This is a genomic window from Actinocorallia sp. A-T 12471, from assembly GCF_033875155.1.
In the GTDB taxonomy this organism is placed as follows: Bacteria; Actinomycetota; Actinomycetes; order Streptosporangiales; family Streptosporangiaceae; genus Actinocorallia.
Genome location: NZ_JAWZTE010000022.1, coordinates 19,854 through 40,819, shown reverse-complemented (window position 1 = coordinate 40,819; position 20,966 = coordinate 19,854). Strand labels below are relative to the sequence as shown.

At 67.2% G+C, this 20,966-nt stretch carries 25 protein-coding genes and 1 tRNA gene; 15 read left to right on the top strand and 11 right to left on the bottom strand.

Translation table 11 applies throughout. The annotated features are described in order from the left end of the window. Nucleotides 1-266: 266 nt before the first annotated feature. Entirely contained in the window at nucleotides 267-1,031 is a 765-nt protein-coding gene (locus R9X44_RS34805; protein ID WP_319818646.1) for an SDR family NAD(P)-dependent oxidoreductase, read from the bottom strand. 134 nt (nucleotides 1,032-1,165) lie between these two features. Here R9X44_RS34805 and mshA point away from each other — a divergent pair, with 134 nt between their 5' ends. From mshA to R9X44_RS34790, 3 genes are read left to right on the top strand one after another with little or no spacing between them, the layout of a single operon-like run. Further along, the gene (gene mshA, locus R9X44_RS34800) at nucleotides 1,166-2,413 is read left to right on the top strand and encodes a D-inositol-3-phosphate glycosyltransferase (RefSeq protein WP_319818645.1); all 1,248 of its coding nucleotides are present in this window, start codon (nucleotides 1,166-1,168) and stop codon (nucleotides 2,411-2,413) included. After that, nucleotides 2,410-2,928 (top strand): YbjN domain-containing protein, encoded by a 519-nt coding sequence (locus tag R9X44_RS34795; RefSeq protein ID WP_319818644.1) that lies wholly within the window; start codon nucleotides 2,410-2,412, stop codon nucleotides 2,926-2,928. Before mshA ends, R9X44_RS34795 begins: the two co-directional genes overlap by 4 nt. A 28-nt stretch (nucleotides 2,929-2,956) precedes the next feature. Then, the gene (locus tag R9X44_RS34790) at nucleotides 2,957-3,703 is read left to right on the top strand and encodes a phosphoglyceromutase (RefSeq protein WP_319818643.1); all 747 of its coding nucleotides are present in this window, start codon (nucleotides 2,957-2,959) and stop codon (nucleotides 3,701-3,703) included. Nucleotides 3,704-3,765: 62 nt separating this feature from the next. Here R9X44_RS34790 and phoU read toward each other — a convergent pair whose 3' ends face one another. After that, nucleotides 3,766-4,431 (bottom strand): phosphate signaling complex protein PhoU, encoded by a 666-nt coding sequence (gene phoU, locus R9X44_RS34785; protein ID WP_319818642.1) that lies wholly within the window; start codon nucleotides 4,429-4,431, stop codon nucleotides 3,766-3,768. Between the two features lie 185 nt (nucleotides 4,432-4,616). Between phoU and R9X44_RS34780 the strand changes: the two genes are divergently transcribed. Both R9X44_RS34780 and R9X44_RS34775 read left to right on the top strand, forming a co-directional pair. Further along, on the top strand, nucleotides 4,617-5,789 hold the full coding sequence (locus R9X44_RS34780) for a sensor histidine kinase (RefSeq protein WP_319818641.1): 1,173 nt from the start codon (nucleotides 4,617-4,619) through the stop codon (nucleotides 5,787-5,789). Then, entirely contained in the window at nucleotides 5,786-6,466 is a 681-nt protein-coding gene (locus tag R9X44_RS34775) for a response regulator transcription factor (protein WP_319818640.1), read from the top strand. Before R9X44_RS34780 ends, R9X44_RS34775 begins: the two co-directional genes overlap by 4 nt. A 115-nt stretch (nucleotides 6,467-6,581) precedes the next feature. Here R9X44_RS34775 and R9X44_RS34770 read toward each other — a convergent pair whose 3' ends face one another. Beyond that, on the bottom strand, nucleotides 6,582-7,253 hold the full coding sequence (locus tag R9X44_RS34770; protein ID WP_319818639.1) for a hypothetical protein: 672 nt from the start codon (nucleotides 7,251-7,253) through the stop codon (nucleotides 6,582-6,584). 144 nt (nucleotides 7,254-7,397) lie between these two features. Continuing rightward, complete coding sequence (locus R9X44_RS34765) at nucleotides 7,398-8,105, bottom strand: hypothetical protein (protein WP_319818638.1); 708 nt, start codon at nucleotides 8,103-8,105, stop codon at nucleotides 7,398-7,400. 285 nt (nucleotides 8,106-8,390) lie between these two features. Between R9X44_RS34765 and R9X44_RS34760 the strand changes: the two genes are divergently transcribed. Together R9X44_RS34760 and ispF are read left to right on the top strand one after the other, a co-directional pair. Continuing rightward, on the top strand, nucleotides 8,391-8,873 hold the full coding sequence (locus R9X44_RS34760; protein ID WP_106397345.1) for a CarD family transcriptional regulator: 483 nt from the start codon (nucleotides 8,391-8,393) through the stop codon (nucleotides 8,871-8,873). Between the two features lie 15 nt (nucleotides 8,874-8,888). After that, a complete protein-coding gene (gene ispF, locus R9X44_RS34755) occupies nucleotides 8,889-9,374 on the top strand; it encodes a 2-C-methyl-D-erythritol 2,4-cyclodiphosphate synthase (RefSeq protein ID WP_319818637.1) in 486 nt (161 codons plus the stop codon). 15 nt (nucleotides 9,375-9,389) lie between these two features. Here ispF and R9X44_RS34750 read toward each other — a convergent pair whose 3' ends face one another. After that, on the bottom strand, nucleotides 9,390-10,307 hold the full coding sequence (locus R9X44_RS34750) for a hypothetical protein (protein WP_319818636.1): 918 nt from the start codon (nucleotides 10,305-10,307) through the stop codon (nucleotides 9,390-9,392). 126 nt (nucleotides 10,308-10,433) lie between these two features. On the opposite strand from R9X44_RS34750, the gene cysS reads away from it, so the two are divergent. The 5 genes from cysS (at nucleotide 10,434) to R9X44_RS34725 (ending at nucleotide 14,594) form a co-directional block, all read left to right on the top strand. Beyond that, nucleotides 10,434-11,828 carry a cysteine--tRNA ligase gene (gene cysS / locus R9X44_RS34745; protein ID WP_319818635.1) on the top strand — a complete coding sequence of 465 codons (1,395 nt, stop codon included), beginning with the start codon at nucleotides 10,434-10,436 and terminating at the stop codon, nucleotides 11,826-11,828. A gap of 90 nt (nucleotides 11,829-11,918) precedes the next feature. Further along, the gene (gene rlmB, locus R9X44_RS34740) at nucleotides 11,919-12,848 is read left to right on the top strand and encodes a 23S rRNA (guanosine(2251)-2'-O)-methyltransferase RlmB (RefSeq protein WP_319818634.1); all 930 of its coding nucleotides are present in this window, start codon (nucleotides 11,919-11,921) and stop codon (nucleotides 12,846-12,848) included. A 24-nt stretch (nucleotides 12,849-12,872) separates the two neighbouring features. Beyond that, nucleotides 12,873-12,946: transfer RNA gene (locus tag R9X44_RS34735), tRNA-Thr, on the top strand. A 95-nt stretch (nucleotides 12,947-13,041) separates the two neighbouring features. Beyond that, nucleotides 13,042-14,052, top strand: a complete 1,011-nt coding sequence (locus tag R9X44_RS34730; RefSeq protein WP_319818633.1) for an AAA family ATPase — start codon at nucleotides 13,042-13,044, stop codon at nucleotides 14,050-14,052. Beyond that, nucleotides 14,049-14,594, top strand: a complete 546-nt coding sequence (locus R9X44_RS34725) for a phosphotransferase-like protein (protein ID WP_319818632.1) — start codon at nucleotides 14,049-14,051, stop codon at nucleotides 14,592-14,594. The genes R9X44_RS34730 and R9X44_RS34725 overlap by 4 nt, the downstream gene beginning before the upstream one ends. A 1-nt stretch (nucleotide 14,595) precedes the next feature. Here the strand turns inward: R9X44_RS34725 and R9X44_RS34720 are convergent, their stop codons facing one another. From R9X44_RS34720 to R9X44_RS34710, 3 genes are read right to left on the bottom strand one after another with little or no spacing between them, the layout of a single operon-like run. Beyond that, on the bottom strand, nucleotides 14,596-14,949 hold the full coding sequence (locus R9X44_RS34720) for a hypothetical protein (RefSeq protein ID WP_319818631.1): 354 nt from the start codon (nucleotides 14,947-14,949) through the stop codon (nucleotides 14,596-14,598). Next, on the bottom strand, nucleotides 14,927-15,163 hold the full coding sequence (locus R9X44_RS34715) for a hypothetical protein (RefSeq protein ID WP_319818630.1): 237 nt from the start codon (nucleotides 15,161-15,163) through the stop codon (nucleotides 14,927-14,929). Before R9X44_RS34715 ends, R9X44_RS34720 begins: the two co-directional genes overlap by 23 nt. After that, the gene (locus tag R9X44_RS34710) at nucleotides 15,156-15,413 is read right to left on the bottom strand and encodes a hypothetical protein (RefSeq protein WP_319818629.1); all 258 of its coding nucleotides are present in this window, start codon (nucleotides 15,411-15,413) and stop codon (nucleotides 15,156-15,158) included. The genes R9X44_RS34715 and R9X44_RS34710 overlap by 8 nt, the downstream gene beginning before the upstream one ends. A gap of 412 nt (nucleotides 15,414-15,825) precedes the next feature. Here R9X44_RS34710 and R9X44_RS34705 point away from each other — a divergent pair, with 412 nt between their 5' ends. From R9X44_RS34705 to R9X44_RS34695, 3 genes are all read left to right on the top strand, one after another. Next, complete coding sequence (locus R9X44_RS34705; RefSeq protein WP_319818628.1) at nucleotides 15,826-16,491, top strand: ATP-binding protein; 666 nt, start codon at nucleotides 15,826-15,828, stop codon at nucleotides 16,489-16,491. 315 nt (nucleotides 16,492-16,806) lie between these two features. Next, nucleotides 16,807-17,586 (top strand): TIGR04255 family protein, encoded by a 780-nt coding sequence (locus R9X44_RS34700; RefSeq protein WP_319818627.1) that lies wholly within the window; start codon nucleotides 16,807-16,809, stop codon nucleotides 17,584-17,586. 277 nt (nucleotides 17,587-17,863) lie between these two features. Next, nucleotides 17,864-18,391, top strand: coding sequence for a hypothetical protein (locus tag R9X44_RS34695; protein WP_319818626.1), 528 nt, complete (start codon nucleotides 17,864-17,866; stop codon nucleotides 18,389-18,391). A gap of 748 nt (nucleotides 18,392-19,139) precedes the next feature. On the opposite strand, the gene R9X44_RS34690 is transcribed toward R9X44_RS34695, so the two are convergent. From R9X44_RS34690 to R9X44_RS34680, 3 genes are all read right to left on the bottom strand, one after another. Next, nucleotides 19,140-19,673 carry a hypothetical protein gene (locus R9X44_RS34690; RefSeq protein ID WP_319818625.1) on the bottom strand — a complete coding sequence of 178 codons (534 nt, stop codon included), beginning with the start codon at nucleotides 19,671-19,673 and terminating at the stop codon, nucleotides 19,140-19,142. Nucleotides 19,674-19,822: 149 nt separating this feature from the next. After that, complete coding sequence (locus tag R9X44_RS34685) at nucleotides 19,823-20,218, bottom strand: hypothetical protein (protein WP_319818624.1); 396 nt, start codon at nucleotides 20,216-20,218, stop codon at nucleotides 19,823-19,825. A 274-nt stretch (nucleotides 20,219-20,492) separates the two neighbouring features. Beyond that, nucleotides 20,493-20,906 carry an Rrf2 family transcriptional regulator gene (locus tag R9X44_RS34680; RefSeq protein WP_319818623.1) on the bottom strand — a complete coding sequence of 138 codons (414 nt, stop codon included), beginning with the start codon at nucleotides 20,904-20,906 and terminating at the stop codon, nucleotides 20,493-20,495. Between the last annotated feature and the right edge of the window lie 60 nt (nucleotides 20,907-20,966).

Genomic DNA, 20,966 nt, shown 5'->3' with positions numbered 1-20,966 from the left:
CTCACCCTAGAGGACCCCCTACCAACGAACCACCCCCAAACCCCACCCCTCCCCGCAGTCCCTTCGGGACTGCGGGGAAAAGGACCACCCAGCCCACGAAGGCGCCCGCGGCACTCAGGACACGCAGGCCCGCGAAGGGCTGTCCCCGCGTCAGCGGGTCTGCTCTTCCTCGCAGGCCCGAAGGGACTGCGAGGGCTTGGGCGTTCGGGGTCGGCTGGGGCTGGCTCCTTTCTCGCAGGCCCGAAGGGACTGCGAGGAAGGAGGGGTTAGGAGCGGTGGATTTTGTGGGGGGCGGCTTGGGCTTGGGGTTGGATGTCGATGCGGTCGATGTTGACGTGGGCGGGGCGGGTCACGGCCCAGGCGATGCAGTCGGCGATGTCGTCGGCGACGAGGGGTTCGGCGACGCCCTGGTAGACGGCTTCGGCGGCGTCCTTGTCGCCGCGCAGGCGGACCAGGGAGAACTCCTCGGTCTTCACCATGCCGGGCGCGACCTCGGTGATCCGGACCGGCCTGTCGACGAGTTCGAGGCGCAGGATGTCGTTGACGGCCGCCGCGGCGTGCTTGGCGGCCACGTAGCCGCCTCCGCCCTCGTAGGGCACGTGCGCGGCGAGGGACGTGACGTTCACCACATGGCCCGCCCCGGAGGCGACGAGCTTCGGCAGCAGCGCCCGGGTGACCCGCATGAGGCCGAGGACGTTGGTGTCGTACATCACCTGCCAGTCCTCGGTGCGCGCCTCGGCGACGGGCTCCCTGCCGTGCGCGCCGCCCGCGTTGTTGACCAGGACGTGGCACTCGGGCAGCCGGGCGGCGAACTCCGCCACCGACTCCTCCGAGGTCACGTCGAGGGTGACGGCCTCGGCGAACCCGCGGCGTCCGGCGGGGTCGGCGGACTCGATCTCCTTCACCAGGGCGTCGAGGCGGTCGCGGCGGCGGGCCGCGGCGACGATGTTGAAGCCCTCGGCGGCGAGCCTGCGCGCGGTGGCCGCGCCGATCCCGCTGCTCGCCCCGGTGATCACAGCTGTCTTTCGCATGGGGTCCATTGTCGTCGGACGGCCCTCGCGGCACGGCCAGGGGGCCCGGTCAACACCGCCCGGGGTGGGGAACAAGTCGGGCAGATCGGTAGGTTCAACATTTGGTCCCCTTTCTCCGATCAAAGCGAGGTCTCGTGATCAACCGGGTCGCGACGCTCTCCGTGCACACGTCACCCCTCGACCAGCCCGGAACGGGCGACGCCGGGGGCATGAACGTCTACATCGTGGAGACCGCGAAACGGCTGGCCGAGCGGGGCGTGCAGGTCGACGTCTTCACCCGCGCGACCTCCCGGGCGCTGCCGCCGGTCGTGGAGCTGGCCCCGGGGGTGCTGGTCCGCAACGTGCAGGCCGGGCCGTTCGAGGAACTCGACAAGACCGACCTGCCCAAGCAGCTGTGCGCGTTCACCTCGGGCCTGCTGCGCGTCGAGGCGGCCCACGAGCCCGGCTACTACGACCTCGTGCACTCCCACTACTGGCTGTCGGGCCAGCCCGGCTGGGTGGCCGCGCACCGCTGGGGCGTGCCGCTGGTCCACTCGATGCACACCCTCGCCAAGGTGAAGAACCTCAGCCTCGCCGAGGGCGACACTCCCGAACCGTCCCTAAGGGTGACGGGCGAGGAGCAGATCGTGGCCGACGCGCACGAACTCGTCGCCAACACCGCCGACGAGGCCCGAGAGCTGATCGACCTCTACGACGCCGCTCCCGGACGCGTCAAGACCGTCGCCCCCGGCGTCAACCTCGAGGTGTTCAAGCCGGGACGCCGTACGGAGGACCGTAGGCGGCTCGGTATCCCGACCGACGCCTACCTGCTGCTGTTCGTCGGCCGTATCCAGCCGCTCAAGGCCCCCGACGTCCTGGTGAAGGCGGCCGCCCGGCTTCTGGAACGCCGTCCTGAGCTGCGGTCGAGGCTGGTCGTCGCGATCGTCGGCGGCCCCTCGGGGACGGGCAAGGAGCGCCCGGAAGGGCTCCAGAAGCTCGCCGCGTCACTCGGCATCGGCGACGTCGTCAGGTTCGAGCCGCCGACCCGCCAGACGGGCCTGGCCGACTGGTACCGGGCCGCCGACATCACCGTCGTCCCCTCGCACAACGAGTCCTTCGGGCTCGTCGCCGTCGAGTCCCAAGCCTGTGGGACCCCGGTCGTCGCCTCCGCCGTAGGAGGGCTGCGCACGGCCGTCGGGGACGGGATCTCCGGCGTCCTCGTCCAGGGCCACGACCCCGACGATTACGCGAGGGTCCTGGAGAACCTGTATGACGAGCCGTACTTCAGGGAACGGCTCGGGCAAGGCGCGGTCAGGCACGCGCGCGTCTTCGGCTGGGACGCCACGGCCGACCGCCTCCTGCGGGTGTACAACAGCGTCGTGAGCGAACGGGTGTGCGCGTGAGCAACACGGAGACGAACAGCCTGGCGGCCAACGCGATCGAGACGATCCGCGGGGCCCTCGAAGAGGTGGAGCTGACGTACGAGGAGCCGAGGGACGGCGCTTTCCTTATCCGTCTTCCGGGCGAGCACAAGCTGGCGACCATGGTGTGGTTCATCGTCGGCACCTACAGCCTCCACGTAGAGGCGTTCTTCTGCCGCAAGCCCGATGAGAACCACGCTGTCTTCTACCGCTGGCTGCTGGAGAAGAACAGCAAGATGTACGGCCTCGCCTTCACCCTCGACGAGGTCGGCGACGTGTATCTCGTCGGCAAGACGCCGCTCAAGGCCGTCGACGCGGACGAGGTCGACAGGCTCCTCGGCAGCGCGCTGTCCTACAGCGACGAGAACTTCGACCGTGCTCTGGAACTCGGCTTCAAGACCTCGATACAGAAGGAGTGGGACTGGCGGGTCTCGCGCGGCGAGTCCCTGGCCAACCTCCAGGCGTTCGCCAGGTTCGCCGCTCCCGGCAACCGCTAGCGGGGACCCCCTCGGTAGGATCGCCCGCATGGCTACCCTGGTTTTGCTCCGGCATGGCGAGAGCGTGTGGAACGCGGAGAACCTGTTCACGGGCTGGGTGGACGTGGACCTGTCCGCCAAGGGCGAGAGCGAGGCCGCGGCCGCCGGCGAACTGCTGCTCGACGCCGACCTCACCCCCGACGTCCTGCACACCTCCCTGCTCAAGCGCGCTATCCGCACCGCGAACATCGCCCTGGACGCGGCCGACCTCCTGTGGCTGCCGGTCCGCCGCTCCTGGCGGCTGAACGAGCGCCACTACGGCGCCCTCCAGGGCAAGAACAAGGCGCAGACCCTCGAGGAGTTCGGCCCCGAGCAGTTCAAGACGTGGCGGCGCTCCTACGACACCCCGCCGCCGCCGATCGCCGACGGCGACCCGCTGTCCCAGGTCGGCGACCTGCGTTACGCGTCGCTCCCCTCCGAACTCGTCCCGCGCACCGAGTGCCTCGCCGACGTGGTCGACCGCCTCCTGCCCTACTGGTACGACGCGATCGTCCCCGACCTCGCCGCGGGCCGCACCGTCCTGGTGACCGCGCACGGCAACTCGCTGCGCGCCCTGGTCAAGCATCTCGACGACATCCCCGACGACGAGATCTCCGAGCTGAACATCCCGACCGGCATCCCGCTCAAGTACGAGCTCGACGCCGACTTCGTCCCGCGCAAGCGCGGCGGCGAGTACCTCGACCCGCAGGCCGCCAAGGCCGCCATCGAGGCGGTCAAGAACCAGGGCAAGAAGTAAGCACCCGAACACGCCGAGAGGGCCCCACAGACGCCTGTGGGGCCCTCTCAGCGTGTGTGGGGCTAGTTGAACTCGTCCACGATCTCCTCGGGGCGCTGGCCCGTCACGAGGTAGACGACGTCGCCGGCGACATGGACGGCGTGGTCGGAAAAGCGTTCGAAGTAGCGGCCGGCGAGGGTGATGTCGACGGCCTTCTCGACGCCGTGCTTCCACGACGGGGACAGCAGCACCTTGAACAGCTTGCGGTGCAGCCGGTCCATCGCGTCGTCGTCGGTCTCCAGCTCCAGGCCCATCGCCACGTCCTGGGACGCGATGACGCTGCCGGCCTTGGCGACCATCCGCTCGGCGACCTGGCCCATCTCAAGGACTGTGGCGTGCAGCTCCGGCGGGATGCACGACTCGGGGTGGCGGCGGCGCGCGGTCTTGGCGATGTGCGACGCGAGGTCGCCCATCCGCTCGAGGTCGGCGGCCATGCGCAGCGAGGTGATCAGGGTCCGCAGGTCGCCCGCCACGGGCTGCTGGCGTGCCATCAGGTCGAAGACGGTCTGTTCGATCTCGAACTCGATCTTGTTGACCGCCTTGTCGCCGCTGATGACCTCCTCGGCCAGCCGGGCGTCGGCGTCGAGCAGGGCCGTGGTCGCCCGCGCCATGGCGGAACGGACGAGACGGGTCATCTCCACGAGTTCGTGGGAGAGCCCGTCGAGTTCCTCATGGTAAGCGTCGCGCAAAGTCGGTTCCTCGTGTTCGTTCGATCACTTGGGGTAAAACCAGTTGCCATCAGTTCTTCCCGTGACACATGGAACATGTCCGGTATGAACTGAATCAGAGGCACAGATGAACATTGGACGAACGCGACAGTCCGAGTACCCGGCGTAGTGCATAGGCATCCTTCGCGGCACCTAACATCCAGGTTGTGAACGTCGAACTGGCCGTCGGACTCGCCGGGCTCGTCGGCCTGACCGGCGGACTGGTGACCGGCCTGGCCATCCGCTGGAGCGAGATCGCCCAAGGCAGGGGCGAGCCTTCGCAGCCGCCGCCCGCCCCGCTGCCCCCCGGCGTCGCCCAGGTGCTCAACGTGCTGCCGTCCTCGGCCGTCGTCCTCGACACCGACGACAAGGTGCTGCGCGCCTCCTCGGCCGCGCGCGCGTTCGGGATGGTCAGCGGCGACCGCCTCATGGTCGACGAACTCCTCGCGCTCGCCCGGCGCGTCCGCCGCGACGGCGAGATCCGCGAGGCCCAGATCCAGGTCGGCGTGGCCGACTCCCGCTGGTTCGCCGTCCGCGTCGCGCCGCTCGGCTCCGGCGGGCTCGTCCTCGTCCTGGCCGAGGACCTCACCGAGATGCGCCGCGTCGAGTCAATCCGCCGCGACTTCTCCGCCAACGTCAGCCACGAGCTCAAGACGCCCGTCGGCGCGCTCCTGCTGCTCGCCGAGACCGTCCAGGACGCCGCGGAGGACCAGGAGGCGGTACGCCGCTTCGCCGGACGGATGCAGCTGGAGGCCGCGCGGCTGTCCAGCCTCGTCCAGGACCTGATCACGCTGTCGCACGTGCAGGGCGAGGAACCGCTGGCGCAGGAGGAGCCCGTGGCCGTCGACGACATCGTCGCCGACGCCGTGGACCGCGCCACGCTCGCCGCCGAGGCCCGCGAGATCCACTTCAGCGTCGCCGTCGCCTCCGACCTGTACGTCAAGGGCGACGAGGAACTCCTGGTGATGGCGCTGAAGAACCTCGTGGACAACGCGATCGCCTACAGCCCGGAACGCACCAAGGTGGCGATCACCACCCGCGTCATGACGCAGGACGACCGCCGCTACGCCGAGATCAGCGTCACCGACCAGGGCATCGGCATCCCCGAACGCGAACTCGAACGTATCTTCGAACGCTTCTACCGCGTCGACCCGGCACGCTCCCGCCAGACCGGCGGCACCGGCCTCGGCCTCGCCATCGTCAAGCACGTCGCCACCAAGCACGGCGGCGAGGTGATCGTCTGGAGCAAGGAGGGCTCCGGATCGACCTTCACCCTCCGGCTCCCCCTGCGGGAACACCCCCGATCCCTAGATCAGTCAGTCCGGGAGGACAATCCGTGACCCGTGTACTTGTCGTGGAGGACGAGGAGTCGTTCAGCGACGCCCTGTCGTACATGCTCCGCAAGGAGGGCTTCGAGGTGGCCGTGGCCGCCACCGGGCCGGACGCGCTGGAGGCTTTCGACCGCAACGGCGCGGACCTCGTGCTGCTCGACCTCATGCTGCCCGGCCTGCCCGGCACCGAGGTCTGCCGCGAACTGCGCTCTCGCTCCAGCGTCCCGGTCATCATGCTGACGGCCAAGGACAGCGAGGTGGACAAGGTCGTGGGCCTCGAACTGGGAGCCGACGACTACGTCACCAAGCCCTTCTCGTCGCGTGAACTCGTCGCGCGTATACGGGCGGTACTACGGCGTCAGGGCGACGTGGAGGAGATCGTCCCCGCGGCGTTGGAGGCGGGTCCCGTACGGATGGACGTGGAACGCCACATCGTGAGCGTCGAAGGGGAGGTCGTCCAGCTGCCGCTCAAGGAGTTCGAGCTCCTCGAGGTCCTGCTGCGCAATGCGGGACGCGTCCTCACCCGGATGCAGCTGATCGACCGCGTCTGGGGCGCCGATTACGTCGGCGACACCAAGACGCTGGACGTACACGTCAAGCGGCTCAGGGCGAAGATCGAGCCCGCGCCCTCGACGCCGCGTTACATCGTCACCGTCCGGGGGCTCGGCTACAAGTTCGAGCCCTGAGGGCCGCCCCAGGCCCGCGAGGGCGGGGCGCGTGAGTGGATCAAAGGAAAGGCCCCCGGCTGTGCGCCGGGGGCCTTTCGGTGTTCTTGGGGGCCGTATACGGGCCGTCCGAAGGTCAGTGCTCGGAGGTCTCGTTCTCCGGCTTGGCGGACTTCGGCGTCCTGGGCGTCTTGGTCGGCTTCGGGTTGGCCGCGGGGGTGCCCTCGACACCCTCGCCGGTGGCCGCGCCCGTCGGGGTCGCCGCGCCCGTGGGGGCGTCGGTCGGCGCGTCTGTCGGGGCGGACGGCGCGGGGGACAGCGTGGCGTACTCGCCGACCGCGGCGACGATCGGGACGGTCACGGTGATCTGCGGCGCGCTCTCGAACGTGAGCGTCAGCTTGACGCTCTCCCCGCCGAACACCTTGCGGTCGGTGCCCTTGAGCGTCACCGACGCCTGCTCGGTGCCGAGCCGGACCGCGGTGTGGTCGGGCAGCGTGATCGAGCCGCCGTCGATCTCCACCGACTGGGCGAAGCCGCCCGCGGCGGTGACCGAGGTCAGCTTGTCGTCGCCGCTCCTGTCGGAGTTGTTGATCAGCGTGCCGTGCAGCGGCAGGTCCGCGCCGGGCGCGGCGGGCGCGCCGGGGACCGGGCCGAGGATGAACAGGTTGCGCACGTCCATGCCGCCCTGCGAGACGTTGACGCCCTCGGTGAGACGGGTCGGCTTCACGCTCTGGGCCTCGGTTCCGGCACCGCACCCGGCCAAGGCGAGAATGCCGGCCACGGCCAGCGGGACGACTTTGCGGATCACGGCGACGCGTCTCCTCGGTTGTGCACACCCGGTTCGGGTGCGGGTGCTGGTGGTTCGATCGTGGGTCCGCACGCATCGTAGCGACCACTCGCCGGTGGTGCTGACCGGGGGTGCTTTCGCGATCAGCGCATGATCGGAAGCGGCTCAGAACCTGACCAGCGCGGGCTCGGGCGCGGCGCGCAGATCGTGCATGATCTGCCCGACCGTGCCGTTCGCCTTCACCACGAGAACTGTCAGCCCGCGCGCCTGATAGGTGCGGGCGAGAAGATCGGCGGAATCGTCCACAATGGCGGCCTGCGAGTCGGCGACCCTGCCGGAGATCTTCCAGAGATCCTCATGGGCCGCCTTGATCGATTGGCCCGATGTGCGGCGGTCCGCAAGGAAATACATGCGGACGGCCGAGGCGTCGGCGATGCGGTCGAGTCCGAGGAGGGCGGGATCGCACTCGCACGCCGGAGGAATGATCGCGATCAGCGCGGGTCTGAGCCGGGTGGTGTGCAGCGGCGCGCCATTGACCGTCAGTTCCGCGGAAGGCAGCAGGCCGCCCACCGAGCCGGGCGCCGCGGAAGGGCGCACCAAAGGCTCCGCGGGCGTTGTGGGGCGCGGGACGCGCGGGCCGAAGAGCGTCATCATCGCGCCGCTCAGCAGGGCCACCAGCAGGACGAGGACGGTGACGGGCAGCGCGAGCCCCCAGCCCCGGAACGGCTTGGACAGCCGCGCCCAGCGCGCTTTGCGCTGCTTGACCTTCTCCTCACGCCGCCAGATCGCGACGTCGGCGTCGAGCTCGCTCGCGTCGTCGGGGACGACCACGTCGACACGCGGCAGGCCGTAGTCGTCGTCGTCATGCCTCATGCCGCACCTCGCCTCCGCGGCGCCGATCAAGCGGTCCCTTTCCAGTATCGCCTTTTCCGGCAAGATCGGAATATCGGTTTCGTGACCCGCACGAAGGTGTTGCGCGCAGGTTGCGAAGACGTTTCCCCTGGGTAGAACAATGAGTCCTGAGGCGGTGCTTGCACCGGTCCGAAGGTTTGTCAAGACCCCAATTAATGGCGTGACCTGCGGAAATGTACGGTTAGCCGGTGCGTTCCGTGGGAAGCGCGTGGTAGGCTTGTGCCTAGCGGAAGGGGTACTTGTCACATGACTTTCACGGTCGGCGACACCGTCGTCTACCCCCACCATGGGGCTGCTCGGATTGAAGCCATCGAGACTCGCACCATCAAGGGTGAGGACAAGACCTACCTGGTGCTGAAGGTCGACAAGGGTGACCTTACAGTACGCGTCCCCGCGGACAACGCCGAGCTGGTCGGGGTCCGGGATGTGGTCGGCCAGGAGGGGCTGGAAAAGGTGTTCGAGGTGCTGCGCGCCCCGTACACCGAGGAACCCACCAACTGGTCTCGGCGGTACAAGGCGAACCTTGAGAAGCTGGCGTCCGGTGACGTCAACAAGGTCGCCGAAGTCGTCCGTGACCTGTGGCGGCGCGACAAGGAGCGCGGCCTGTCGGCGGGGGAGAAGCGGATGCTCGCCAAGGCTCGGCAGATCCTCGTCAGCGAGCTCGCGCTCGCGGAGAAGACGAACGAGGACAAGGCCGAGGCGCTGCTGGACGAGGTCCTCGCCGGGTAAGGCACGCTTGTCTGCATGACATCTCAACATCCAAGGGTGGGCGTCGGTACCGACGTCCACCCTTTCGCGTCCGGCCGGCCCCTGTGGGTGGCCGGGCTTGAGTGGCCCGGAGAGGGCGACGGGATCGAGGGGCACTCCGACGGCGACGTCGCCGCCCACGCGGCCTGTGACGCCCTCCTGAGCGCCGCGGGGCTCGGCGACCTCGGCGCGGTCTTCGGCACCGCCGACCCGCGCTGGCACGGCGCGTCCGGGGCCGTCCTGCTCACCGAGACGCACCGGCTGGTGCGCGAGGCGGGGTACGAGATCGGCAACGTCGCCATCCAGGTCATCGGAAACCGTCCCAAGATCGGCAAACGCCGCGCGGAGGCGGAGAAGACCCTCAGCGCGGTCCTCGACGGCGCGGCCGTCAGCGTCTCGGCGACCACCACCGACGGGCTCGGGCTGACCGGCCGCGGCGAGGGCATCGCCGCCGTCGCCACGGCCCTGATCTTCCCGCGCTGACCCCGCGGCCCCTCGTCAGCCCTTCTCGGGCGGCGTGGGGCCGCTGCGCAGGGTGCCGGAGGGAGGGTCCCACTCGTCGCCCCCGTAGGCGGCCCACTCGTCAAGATCGGGCCTCGGGGTGTCCGGGGGAGTGTCGGCCTGCGCGGGGCGTCCGACGAGCTTCACGTCGGTCGGCAGCGCGGACGGCGGACGTGCCGCGGCCGGCTGGGCCCTGACCGGCTCAGGCTCGACGGGAAGGGGCAGCGGCGGCGGACCGGAAGGCTCGGTGTCGTCCTCGTAGGGCTCCTCGTCCTTCGGGTCGTACCTCGGCGACTCGTACTCGTCGGTTCCCTCAACCTGCTGAGGCACCGGGTTGGGGTAGGCGTCCAGGTACGGGTTCGGGAAGTCCGCCGCGGTCGGCAGCCGCATCGGCTCGGCCGGGGTGATCCCGTCAAGGGAGAAGTCCGGCTTCGGCTCGGCGTCGGGGGCCGAAGACTCCTCCCGGCCCCTGCGGACGAGACGGCTGGACCGTACCTGCCGGAACATCGACAGCCACAGCCAAGTCGCCAGTAGCGCAGCCACCCAGGGGGCGGAGGCGACCCCGGCGTCAAGGGCGGTGCCGTCGATCGCCGCGAAGCCCTTCACCACGTTCTGTACCGACGCCGCTATCGCGCCGCCGATCAGCGCGTAGAGCAGGACCCACCGGATCCAACGGGTCCACCACGGCGCGCGGCGCACCGCGAACAGCGCGAGCATCGTCGTGGCGATGAGGCCGTCGTAGACCACCGGGTAGTAACGCCCGAAACGGTCGGCGTTCCGCCCGTTCAGCCCGGTCTCGGCCAGCAGCCGCAGATCGTCATAGGACAGGACGAACGCCCCGGCGGTGAGCCCGGCGACGGCGAGAAAGCTCAGGATGGTGAACGCCCGCTGCGCGGGCGTCAAGGCTGTCGTCATGGTGCCTCGGGGGGAAGACGGCGGGAAAGACAATCTTGACCCCCCGCGCCTCCCCGCGCGACCCCCGGCCCCACATCTGCGCCCAACCCCTCACCGAAGGGCCTTTCCCTAGTAGCCTTGACTTCCGTGAGCCTGCGCCTTTATGACACCAGCACGCGTGCCGTCCGCGAGTTCGAGCCCCTGAAGCCGGGCCGGGTCGGGCTGTACGTCTGTGGCGCCACCCCGCAGGCCGCCCCGCACATCGGCCACCTGCGCTCGGGCGTCATCTACGACCAGCTCGTCCGGTGGCTGATCCGCTCCGGCTACGACGTCACGTTCGTCCGGAACGTCACCGACATCGACGACAAGATCCTCGCGGTCGCCGCGGAGTCCGGCAGGCCGTGGTTCGCCATCGCCGAGGGCAACCAGCGGATCTTCAACAAGGGCTACGAGGCCCTCGGCTGCCTGCCGCCGACCATCGAGCCGCGCGCCACGGGACACGTCCCGGAGATGATCGTGCTGATGCGGCGGCTGATCGAGCGCGGCCACGCCTACAACGTGGGCGACGACGTGTACTTCGACGTCAAGTCCTGGGCCGACCACTACGGGAGCCTGTCCCACCAGAAGCTGGAGAACATGCGCTCGGCCGGGGACACCCCGAACGAGGAACGCAAGCACGACCCGCGCGACTTCGCCCTGTGGAAGGGCGCGAAACCGGGCGAACCCACCTGGGACACGCCGTGGGGGCCGGGGCGTCCGGGCTGGCACCTCGAGTGCTCGGCGATGGCGACCAAGTACCTCGGCCCGACGTTCGACATCCACGGCGGCGGCGTCGACCTCGTCTTCCCGCACCACGAGAACGAGATCGCGCAGGCCAAGGCCGCGGGCGACGAGTTCGCCAGGTACTGGATGCACAACGGTCTTCTCACCATCGACCGGGAGAAGATGAGCAAGTCCATCGGGAACGTGGTCTACCTGGACGATCTGCTGCGTCAGGTCAGGCCCGTCGAAGCCAGGTACTTCCTGGTGTCGGCGCACTACCGCTCCACGATCGACTACACGCCCGGGGCCCTGGAGGACGCGGCGTCGGCGTACCAGCGGATCGAGGGGTTCCTGGTCAGGACCGTCGAGACGCTCGGGGACGTCAAGATCTCCGCCGACCTTCCGACGGCGTTCGTCGAGGCGATGGACGATGACCTGGGCGTCCCGCAGGCGCTCGCCGTCCTTCACGAGACCGTCAGGGCGGGTAACAGCGCGCTGGCTTCCGGGGACGCCGCCGCGGCCGGGGAGGCCGCCGCGCAGGTGCGGGCGATGGCGTCGGTCCTGGGGATCGACCCGCTCGAATGGAACGTCTCCGCCGAGGGCGCGGACCTGCGCCCGGTCGTCGACGCGCTCGTCAGGGTCGTGCTCGGCCAGCGTCAGGCCGCGCGCGCCCGCAAGGACTGGGCCGCCGCCGACGCCATCCGCGACGGCCTCGCCGAGGCCGGGATCGTGGTCGAGGACACCCCGCAGGGCCCCCGGTACGACATCAAACGGGGTTAGGGTTTTCCACAGGCGGCCCGGAGCGATGCTCCGGGTCGCTTACGCTTGTGGTTCACGTGGTTTTGATTTCTGTGGGAAGGGCAGCCGAGGATGACCAAGAAGGGCAAGAAAGGCCCGAGCGTCACCGCCAAGGCCGAGGACCGGCACTGGCACGGCAAGCGCGTCAAGGCACGCGCCGCCAAGAACGCCTCCCGCACCGGGACCAAGACCATGGGGCCGCGCGGCGCGCGTCCCGGGCCCGGCGGGCAGAGCCGTCAGGGCGCGGCGCAGACCCGTCCCGCGGCGGCGCGGCGGCCTGACGCACCCGAGCTCGTGCACGGCCGCAACCCCGTGCTCGAGGCGCTGCGCGAGGGCGTGCCCGGCACCACCCTGTACTACATGCCCGACAGCGACGACCGGGTGCGCGAGGCCGTCAAGCTGGCCGCCGATCGCGGCGTCCCGCTGATCGAGTGCGGCAAGCCCGAGCTCGACCGCCTCACCGACCGGGCCGTCCACCAGGGCCTTGCCCTGCAGGTGAAGCCGTACCGCTACGCCCACCCCGACGACCTGCTGCAGGGCGCGGCCCCGCTGATCGTCGCGCTCGACGGCGTCACCGACGCCCGCAACCTCGGCGCGATCGTCCGCTCCGCCACCGCCTTCGGCGCCTCCGGCATCCTCCTGCCCGAGCGCCGCAGCGCCGGCGTCAACGCGGGCGCCTGGAAGACCAGCGCGGGCACCCTCGCCACCACCCCGGTGGCCCGCTGCACCAACCTCACCCGCCAGCTCAAGTCCTACCAGGACGCGGGCTGCTTCGTAGCCGGCCTCGACGCCCACGGCGGCACCTCAATAGCCGACCTCCCGGCTTCCGACGCCCCCTTCGTCCTCGTCGTCGGCTCCGAAGGCAAGGGCCTGAGCCGCCTGGTAGCCGACAGCTGCGACCTCCTCGCCCACATCCCCATGCCCGGCACCGCCGAGTCCCTCAACGCCGGCGTCGCCGCCGCCATCGCCCTCTACGAGATCGCCCGCCAACGCACCCCCTGATTCCGCTAAGATGCCCCCCACAACGCCTCGTTAGCTCAGCCGGCCAGAGCAGCTGTCTTGTAAACAGCAGGTCATCGGTTCGAATCCGATACGGGGCTCCCAGCTCAGAGGCCCCGTTCGATGTCCGAACGGGGCCTTTTCGGTGCGGTGGGTCGCCCGCCCCCTGGACCGGCGTCCAACGGAAAGCGTCCCGATGCCCCCAAACAACCCCCACCCCGGCTGGACCCCGTCCAAGCTCAAAGCACATCGCGAGTCACACACCCTGAGCCCCGCCGCCGCTGCCCAGAAGCTACGCGAGCTCAGCACCCAGGCGGGCCTGAAGATAGCCGCGGACATCAGGACCCTCCAGTCCCACGAGAACGGCACCACCTACCCGGACCCACACCACCGCCGCGCCTACTGCCTCCTCTACCAATCCACCGAACCAGAACTCGGATTCCGCCTCCCCCTGCCACAAGAGCAGCCCACGAACGCGCAGCCATCCCCTCCCCGCACCGACGAGGCCGCCGCCGTGCTCTCCGAGGCGTTCGACCAGCTCACCAACGCCTCTCAGAACCACGACCCCAGCCGATCCCTCACCACTGCGATGGTCGAGGCGTGGCAAGCCCGCGCATCAGGACCATCACCCAAAAGCACAACCCTCGTCCTCATCGGCGGCTACGCGGGTTCCGGCAAGTCAGAACTCGCCGGTTTCCTCTCGGCCGTCTCCGGCTGGGCAATCCTGGACAAGGATTCGCTCACCCGTCGTCTGGTAGAGCGCCTTCTTGTCTCTCTCGGCGGCGACCAGCACGACCGCCACACTGACCTCTACCTCTCCGAGATCCGCCCGCTCGAGTACAAGTGCCTCATGGACGCCGCATTCGACAACCTCGATTGCGGCATCTCCGCCATCCTGTCCGCCCCGTTCGTCACCGAATACAACGACGAGGCATGGATGTCCCGCCTAACGAACCGCTGCGAGGCCAACGGCATCGACGTCATCCCGGTGTGGGTCCGCTGCGACGAAGACAGCATGCGAGAACACATCGACTTCCGCGACTCCCCACGCGACGCCTGGAAACTCGCCAACTGGCACACCTACGCGGCAGACCTCAACACCATCACCGCCCCACCCGGAGCCCGAGTCACCATCGACAACCGCCACGGCGCCGCGATCACCGTCCTGGACCAGACCCGCGAGGCCCTCCGTAAGATCCTCGCGTGACCACCAAGGGCGTCATCCTCTACGGCCCGCCGACCAGCGGCAAGGACACCATCACCGCCGAACTGACCCGCCAGGACACCCGCTTCACCCTCCTGCCCAAGCTCAAAGCCGGCACCGGCCGAAGTCGCGGCTACCGCGCCGTCACCGCCGAGGAGCTGGAGAAGCTGCGCGCGGACGGACGCCTCCCCGTCGAGACCGCCCGCTATGGCAACGTCTACGCCGTCGACCGCCAAGACGTCGAGACCATCGCGGCATCCGGCCGCATCCCCGTCGTCCACATGGGAAACGTCGCCGACCTCACCCGCCTACGCGACGCCGTCCCACTCGACTGGCTTGCGGTCCTGCTGTGGATTCCCCGCGAGGTCTGCGCCGAACGCTCGGCCGGGCGAGGTGACGCCGACACCGCGGATCGTCTCCGCGCGTGGGACGAGACCCGTACCGACCTGGACGAGGCCGGTACGGGTGTCTTCGACCTGGAGATCCGAACCGACGAGGTCACCCCCTCCGAGGCCGCTCGCCGGATCATCACCGCGGCAGGCTAATTCATCGGGCGAGGCCGCACAGGAGCCGAGACCACAGTTCCCCTATGTCCTTCGCTCCGAGATGATCGGTCTCGACGACCCGATCCCCTTCCGCCCGCCGAGTCGTCCGCCTGATCAGGTACTTGCCCCCATAGGCGCCGAGCTCGTACACGATCACCATGCACTCGCATGTGTGAGCACAGACGCGGATCTTCACAGCGGGCAGCGTGCGCCTGTGCCACTCGATCGGGACACAGGCAGCACGCTGCCAGCCGAGGTGCAGCCCGTGATACTCCTCGGGTGCGTCCGGCGTCCATGCGCGATCGTCGGGGTGCATCAGCTCCCACAGCAGTTCACCGGATGCCGTCCGGCTCACCCGCACCTCCTTGCCGCCGGGCCGGAGCCGAGACGATGAGGTGCGCGCGCTCGTGCAGCCGAAGCGCGTTCCGCATCTCCAAAGCGGTCTCGCGGACGACCACCGAGAACCCTTCGCGAGCAGCGATCCACCGTCCCGACACGGGCCGGACGCGCCAGTTCGGGAACTCCGCTTTGAGGACGACGAGCTGGTTACGCGTCAGGCGGTTATCCATCGTCGGACTCCGGCTCCCGAGGCGTCAGCCGCTCCACCTCTTCGAGCACCGCGACGGCCGCCCCCTCGATGTCATCGGCCGGGCGACGCCGGTAGGCCGGCCGCATGACGAACTCACGCCCGTCCTCATCGACCCGCACAACCACGACGACGTCGCCGCGCTTGACCTCGACCAGCGGAACTGCATCCCGCAGCACGAGCGACAGCGATTCGCCCGCCTTCTTGTAAAGCAGCCGAAGCAACGGCGCCAACGCATCCATTGGGTCCAAGACCCCGCCCAAAGGCTCCTGCATGTTCGTATCCATGGTGACCACATTCCGCCCACGCCCGATCTCGCAGAGGAGCCGAACTGTGGGCCAGCTAGGGGCCAGACTGGGATTCACAGGGAAGGAGCCAGGATGCCCACCGAGTCCCGCACGCAGTTCGGCCGCTACCTAGCCCGCCTACGCGGCACCCGCAGCCAATCCGCCCTAGCAGCCCTTCTGTGCGACTACGCGGGAACCTCCACCGTCACCCGCCATGAGGTCTCCCGCTGGGAACGCGGAGAACGCATCCCGACGACTGGCTCCCCCACCTCTCCCACGCTTTGGGCGTCCCCCCCAGGTCCTGGAGCACGCCGCCCACCGAGCCCGAGGCACCGAACCCGCCACCCCCGACGCCCCGTTGAACCTGGCACCGTTCTTCCCCGAAGGCGGCCCGTTCCCGAGCGTGGTCCGCAGCGCCCATCACACCCGGACCGCAGCCAAGGCAGCCGGTAACCCGGTCCTGGTCTTGGTCGGCGGCTACGCCGGCTCCGGCAAGACAGAGTTCGCCCGCTTCCTGTCCGACCTCACAGGCTGGACCATCCTCGACAAGGACGCCCTCACCCGCCGCATGACCGAACGCCTCCTCACCTCCCTCGGAGGCGACCCCCACGACCGCCACACCGACCTCTACGCCACCGAGGTCCGCCCCGTCGAGTACCAATGCCTCCTGAGCGCGGCCCGCACCAACGTCGAGGCCGGCATCCCCCTCATCCTCGCGGCCCCCTTCCTCGAAGAACTCCAAGACCCGTCCTGGCTGACCCGCCTGACCAACCAATCCGCCACCCACGGCTGTGACGTCACCGCCATCTGGGTCCAATCCGACCCCGACACCATGCACGACCACCTAGAACACCGAGACGCCCCCCGCGACACCTGGAAACTCGCCAACTGGGACCAATACACCAGCACCCTCAACACCGCCGACAGCCCCCCAAACACCCACATCACCGTAGACAACCGCCACGGCGCCGCCGTGAGTCTTGCCGAGCAGACCCGGCGAGCCCTGCAACGAATAACAGCCTGAGTTGCAGCAGCGTTGGGCCAGCCAGCCACGATGGCAGTCGAGCAGGCATCAGCAGAGTTGGGCCAGTTCGATGAGAACTTTCTCTACGGTTTCAAGCCCGCCCGCTCTGCGGGCAGTCTGGCTGGTCAGGCAGGGCGTGCGGCCTCTTCGGGCCGTCCCTGCCTGACCAGCCAGACGTGACGGATGCTACCGGCGAGGTAACGGTGACGTTTGAGACGGGCTGTGTGTTTGATCCACGGAACCCACTGTTGGCATGGCATCCTTGCTCACCTAGTGTTGGTACGTAGGGCCGCCTTACCAAGGAGCACGATCCAGTTGACGTACGGGTCTGGACGCGAAGTATGGTCGGACATCCCGCAGATGGTCCATCCGGGAGCCCAATATTCTCGTGCTCCGATTACGCAAGCAATTCTTGAGATTCAATGTGAAGTGTCGAGTGATGTCGACATTGATGCTCTGCAAAATATCGTAAACCTCAACGAATTCCCTCGGGTTGAGGATGCTAAGCACGTTCAGGTCGATCTTGGCCGTTCGGGGGAGACGACAAGCCAGCGCTTGGGATTCGTCATGCACCACAAAAGCGGGCGATTTACCGTCGGATCTAGAAGTACTGGTCTTTCGTATACAGAGAATGCCCCATACTCCGGCTGGGAGGACTTCTCAAGTCGGGCACTTGAGTTTTGGTCGGAGTACAAAAAAATTGCGCGACCGACTGGCATCAAGCGCTTGGGTGTTCGTTTTGTTAACCAAATCAACATCCCCAAGCCGCAGATTGAGATAAAAGACTATGTGCGAACAGCGGTAGACATATCTCCATATCTACCGCAAGCAGTTTCCGGATACTTCCTACAGGTTACGGTACCTCTGGACAAGTTCGACTCGTCCGCGACGATCACATCAACAATTACGGCTTCAAAAACCGTAGGCACAACTTCGCTCATTCTTGATATCGACGCCTTTCAGATCGTTGATATTAGCCCTGAAGAAGCGGTCTCTGAAGATGAGCTTTGCTCCCGTCTCAATACACTTAGGGATGCAAAGAATTACACTTTTGAGGCATGTGTCACCGACGCGACGAGAGGGATAATTAGCTGATGCCAGTTCTCATCGAAAAGTCTCCCAGGTCTCATGGCCGTGCTACCCACTCTTACGAGCCTCTTCGTGCTACCCTCGCATCCAGGCTGCTACTCGGTTCGCTCAGCGGGGGAAATGCTGCGATCTATGAGCAGCAGCTGGCTGCCCCTCGTCAGGTGCCGGCCTCTATGACTCAGCCCGTTGCCTTCTACGGGGAAGACGACGAGACGCTGGGTGCTGTCAGGCTACAGCCGGTGGACGAGTCCGAAGACTACTGGTAACTGCATAAGGTGAATAATTGCGCCCTCACCTTCCCTGGCTTTGCCAAGGGGATATCTTTAGTGATGCCCCAATAGTTGATATTGCCGCTCAGGGTACGGGCGGGCTTGAGGCCAGTTTGATTTATGGTCCGGCTATCCTTATTACCCATGACTGTGCTATGGACAAGCCGGACAAGGATGGAAATCCGAGAGTTCAGCATTTCCAGCTTGTGCGGCTGCGCTCAATGAGTGCCCTTCCTCAGGACAGGCGTGGAAATCTGAAAGGAGGGCGCGCCAAAGTCCCGCCTTTCGAAGCTATGTATGTTGGAGATGTAGGCGATCTTGGTGAATCTTTCATCCTCTTGAGTGACCCATACTTTTTGCCCGCAGGATACTTTGCTCCTGGTTTCGTTGATTATCGCGGCCATGCGGAAGCTGATCCGCAGGTAACGAATTACATTACACCACTATTGAATGACAGTAGGATTGGTCGCCTCGAAGAGGACCAGATCCAATTGCTTCGTAGAAAGATTATCGCTTTCTGGACTCGCATGGACGTCATTTAGGGGTAGGGATATAGGTCGTGCGGAGTTCGGTAGGGCGTTACTAGCGGACTGTTCTCTCCCGGTAAGGCGGGTGGGAGTGGGCTAAGCGAGCTCGAAGCGGGGTCTCGCGACCCCCAGCCCCCCGCGGGCCGGCGCACTCGCCCGCGCGAATCCCTCTGTCATACTTTCTCGACGTTCGCGTGGACGAGCACCCCGAGGCGAGGCGGAAGGTTCCGTCCCCGTGGCGTTCTGTACTTGCAGGGAGGGAAGCAGTATCGGATATTCGGGACGATCTTGCTAACGCCGAGCTAACAACAGGACCCGGATAGCGGTGGACCCATGTGGATCACTGAGGGATCGGCGTTCAGGTCAGAGGGCTGATCTGGACGGGTGGGGACGCCTTTAATCTTGCTTGTAAACAGCAGGTCATCGGTTCGAATCCGATACGGGGCTCCTGATCAAAGGGCCCTTCGCGTCAGTGCGAAGGGGCCTTTTGCTTTGGTGACGGGGTTGAGCGGAGATGCGCGGGGTTTGGCTGCGGGGTGTGGGGGAGCGGTGAGGGGAGTTCTTCGTGTGGGGCAGTCGATGAGCGTGTGTGTGCCGGTGTCGATTGCCAAGGCGTAGCCGTCGGTTTCGCCGAACAGACTCGCGGAGCCGTGCAACGCATCACGGCCTAACCGGCATCTAAGAGCCAGCAGGTGCCGAGTCGGTCTGGACGAGACTGGGGCGAGGGCGACGACAGAAGGTGGCGTCATGTTGGCGATCGTGATCAGTGCCGTGGTTCCCCTGGCCTCTGTGCTGGTGGGCGCGTTTCTCCTGCGGTTTCAAGGGTGCGCCCTATTTCGCCCGTTCGCGGTACTGGATATCTTGCGTAAGGGGGTGGGGTGGTGGGGGTTAGGTGTTCGGTGCATTTTTGGTGGATTAGGGCTTTGAGTTCGGTGGGTGGGCGGCCGTAGGGGCCTTCCCACTCGTCGTGTACGGTGTCCAGTTCGCCTAGGGGGAGTTGGGCGAAGCTTGCTGGGTGGCCGTTGAGCATGCAGATTTGTTGGACTTCTCTGGCTACGTCGCGCTCGTTGAGGGTGCCTGTGGTGAAGCGGCGGGCGATGTTGTGGAAGACGGTTTGGGCGGCGTCGAGGGAGGTGGGGATGGGGATGGCCATGTCTTTGAATGCGCCGGGGATCAGGTCGTGGATTTCGTGGGGGTCGCTTGCGTCGAGGCCGGCTAGTTCGCGTACGGCGGTGCCGTCGAATCCGTCTGCGAGCCACTGGGCGGCCCACCAAGGGAGGCGTTCGACGTAGGCCATTCCGAGAGCGATCCACGCGGCTGCCAGGTTTGGGGACGGGGTGATGCCGTCGGTTGAGTAGTCGTGGTGGGGTGGTTCGGTTGGTGCGGTTGCTGGGCTGGGTGGTGGTTCTGCTCGGCTTGTCACTGAGTTCTCGGGGGGTTGGGGGGTTAGAGGGGTTTTGGGGTGTAGGTGAGGAGGGACCAGATGATGATTATGTCTAGGATGATGATGAGGATGGACCACCAGGGGTAGTAGGGGAGGAAGAAGAATTGGGCTATGGCTTGGAGGAGGGCGAGGATGATGACGGGCCAGCGGGCCCAGGATTGGCCGGCTATTAGGGCGAAGGCCACGGCGACTATGAGGATGCCCAGGAGGAGGTGGATCCAGCCCCAGCCGGTGAGGCTGAATTGGTAGATGTAGTTGGGGGCTACTACGAAGAATTCTTGTTTGATGAGGGCGGCAAGGCCGACGATGATGCCCCAGACGCCGTTGAGGATCATGAGGATGGCTACGAAGAGGACGAAACCCGTGGCGGCGGCTTGTCTGGTGGTTGAGGTGCTCACTTCGGTCCCCTTGTGCCTGGGGCGTGGGCTCGGGTGAGCCTGCCCTTGGTGGTCAGGGGATTCCCTGGGCGGGGTGAGCGGAATGCTGGGTTTGGGGAATTCTGGCTTGGATTTAGGGCGTTTTTACGGGCTGCTCTTGGGGGCAGGTGCGTGTTTGGGCTGCGGGCCTGCGGATGGGTCAGGAGATTAGTTCGACGGGGAGGGTTCGGGGGTGGGTTGGGTGAGGTGGGCGGTGCCTTCGGGGGTGCCGGGGGTAGGGGGAGCCGGGAGGGGCTCACTTGGGGGTTAGGAGGGTGGCGATTGTGGTTTGGGAGAGGGTGGTGAGGAGGGCCTGGCGGGCTAGGGCGTCTTGGGTGTGGAGGTTGGCGGTGACGGTTTGGCCGACCGGGCATGAGGGGTTGGGGAGGTGGACGCCGAGGACGGGGTCGTCGGCGTTGATGGCGGTCCAGATGTCGGCGAGGGTGAGGGACTCGGGGGGGTGGGAGAGGGCCCAGCCGCCCTTGGGGCCCGAGACGGAGTGGACGAGTCCGGCGGCGCGCAGCCGGCCGAGGACGCGGCGGACGTGGGCGGGGTTGGTCGCGGGGCTGATCGCCAGTTCGCCCGAGTCGACGAGTTCGCCGGGGCGGTCCGCGAGGAGCGTCGCCAGGTGGACCGCGACGGAGAACCTGGTGTTCGTCGCCTGTGCCATACCGGACATTGTATCTGTAACCACTGCTGATACAGTTTAATCGTAACCAGGGTGGTTACA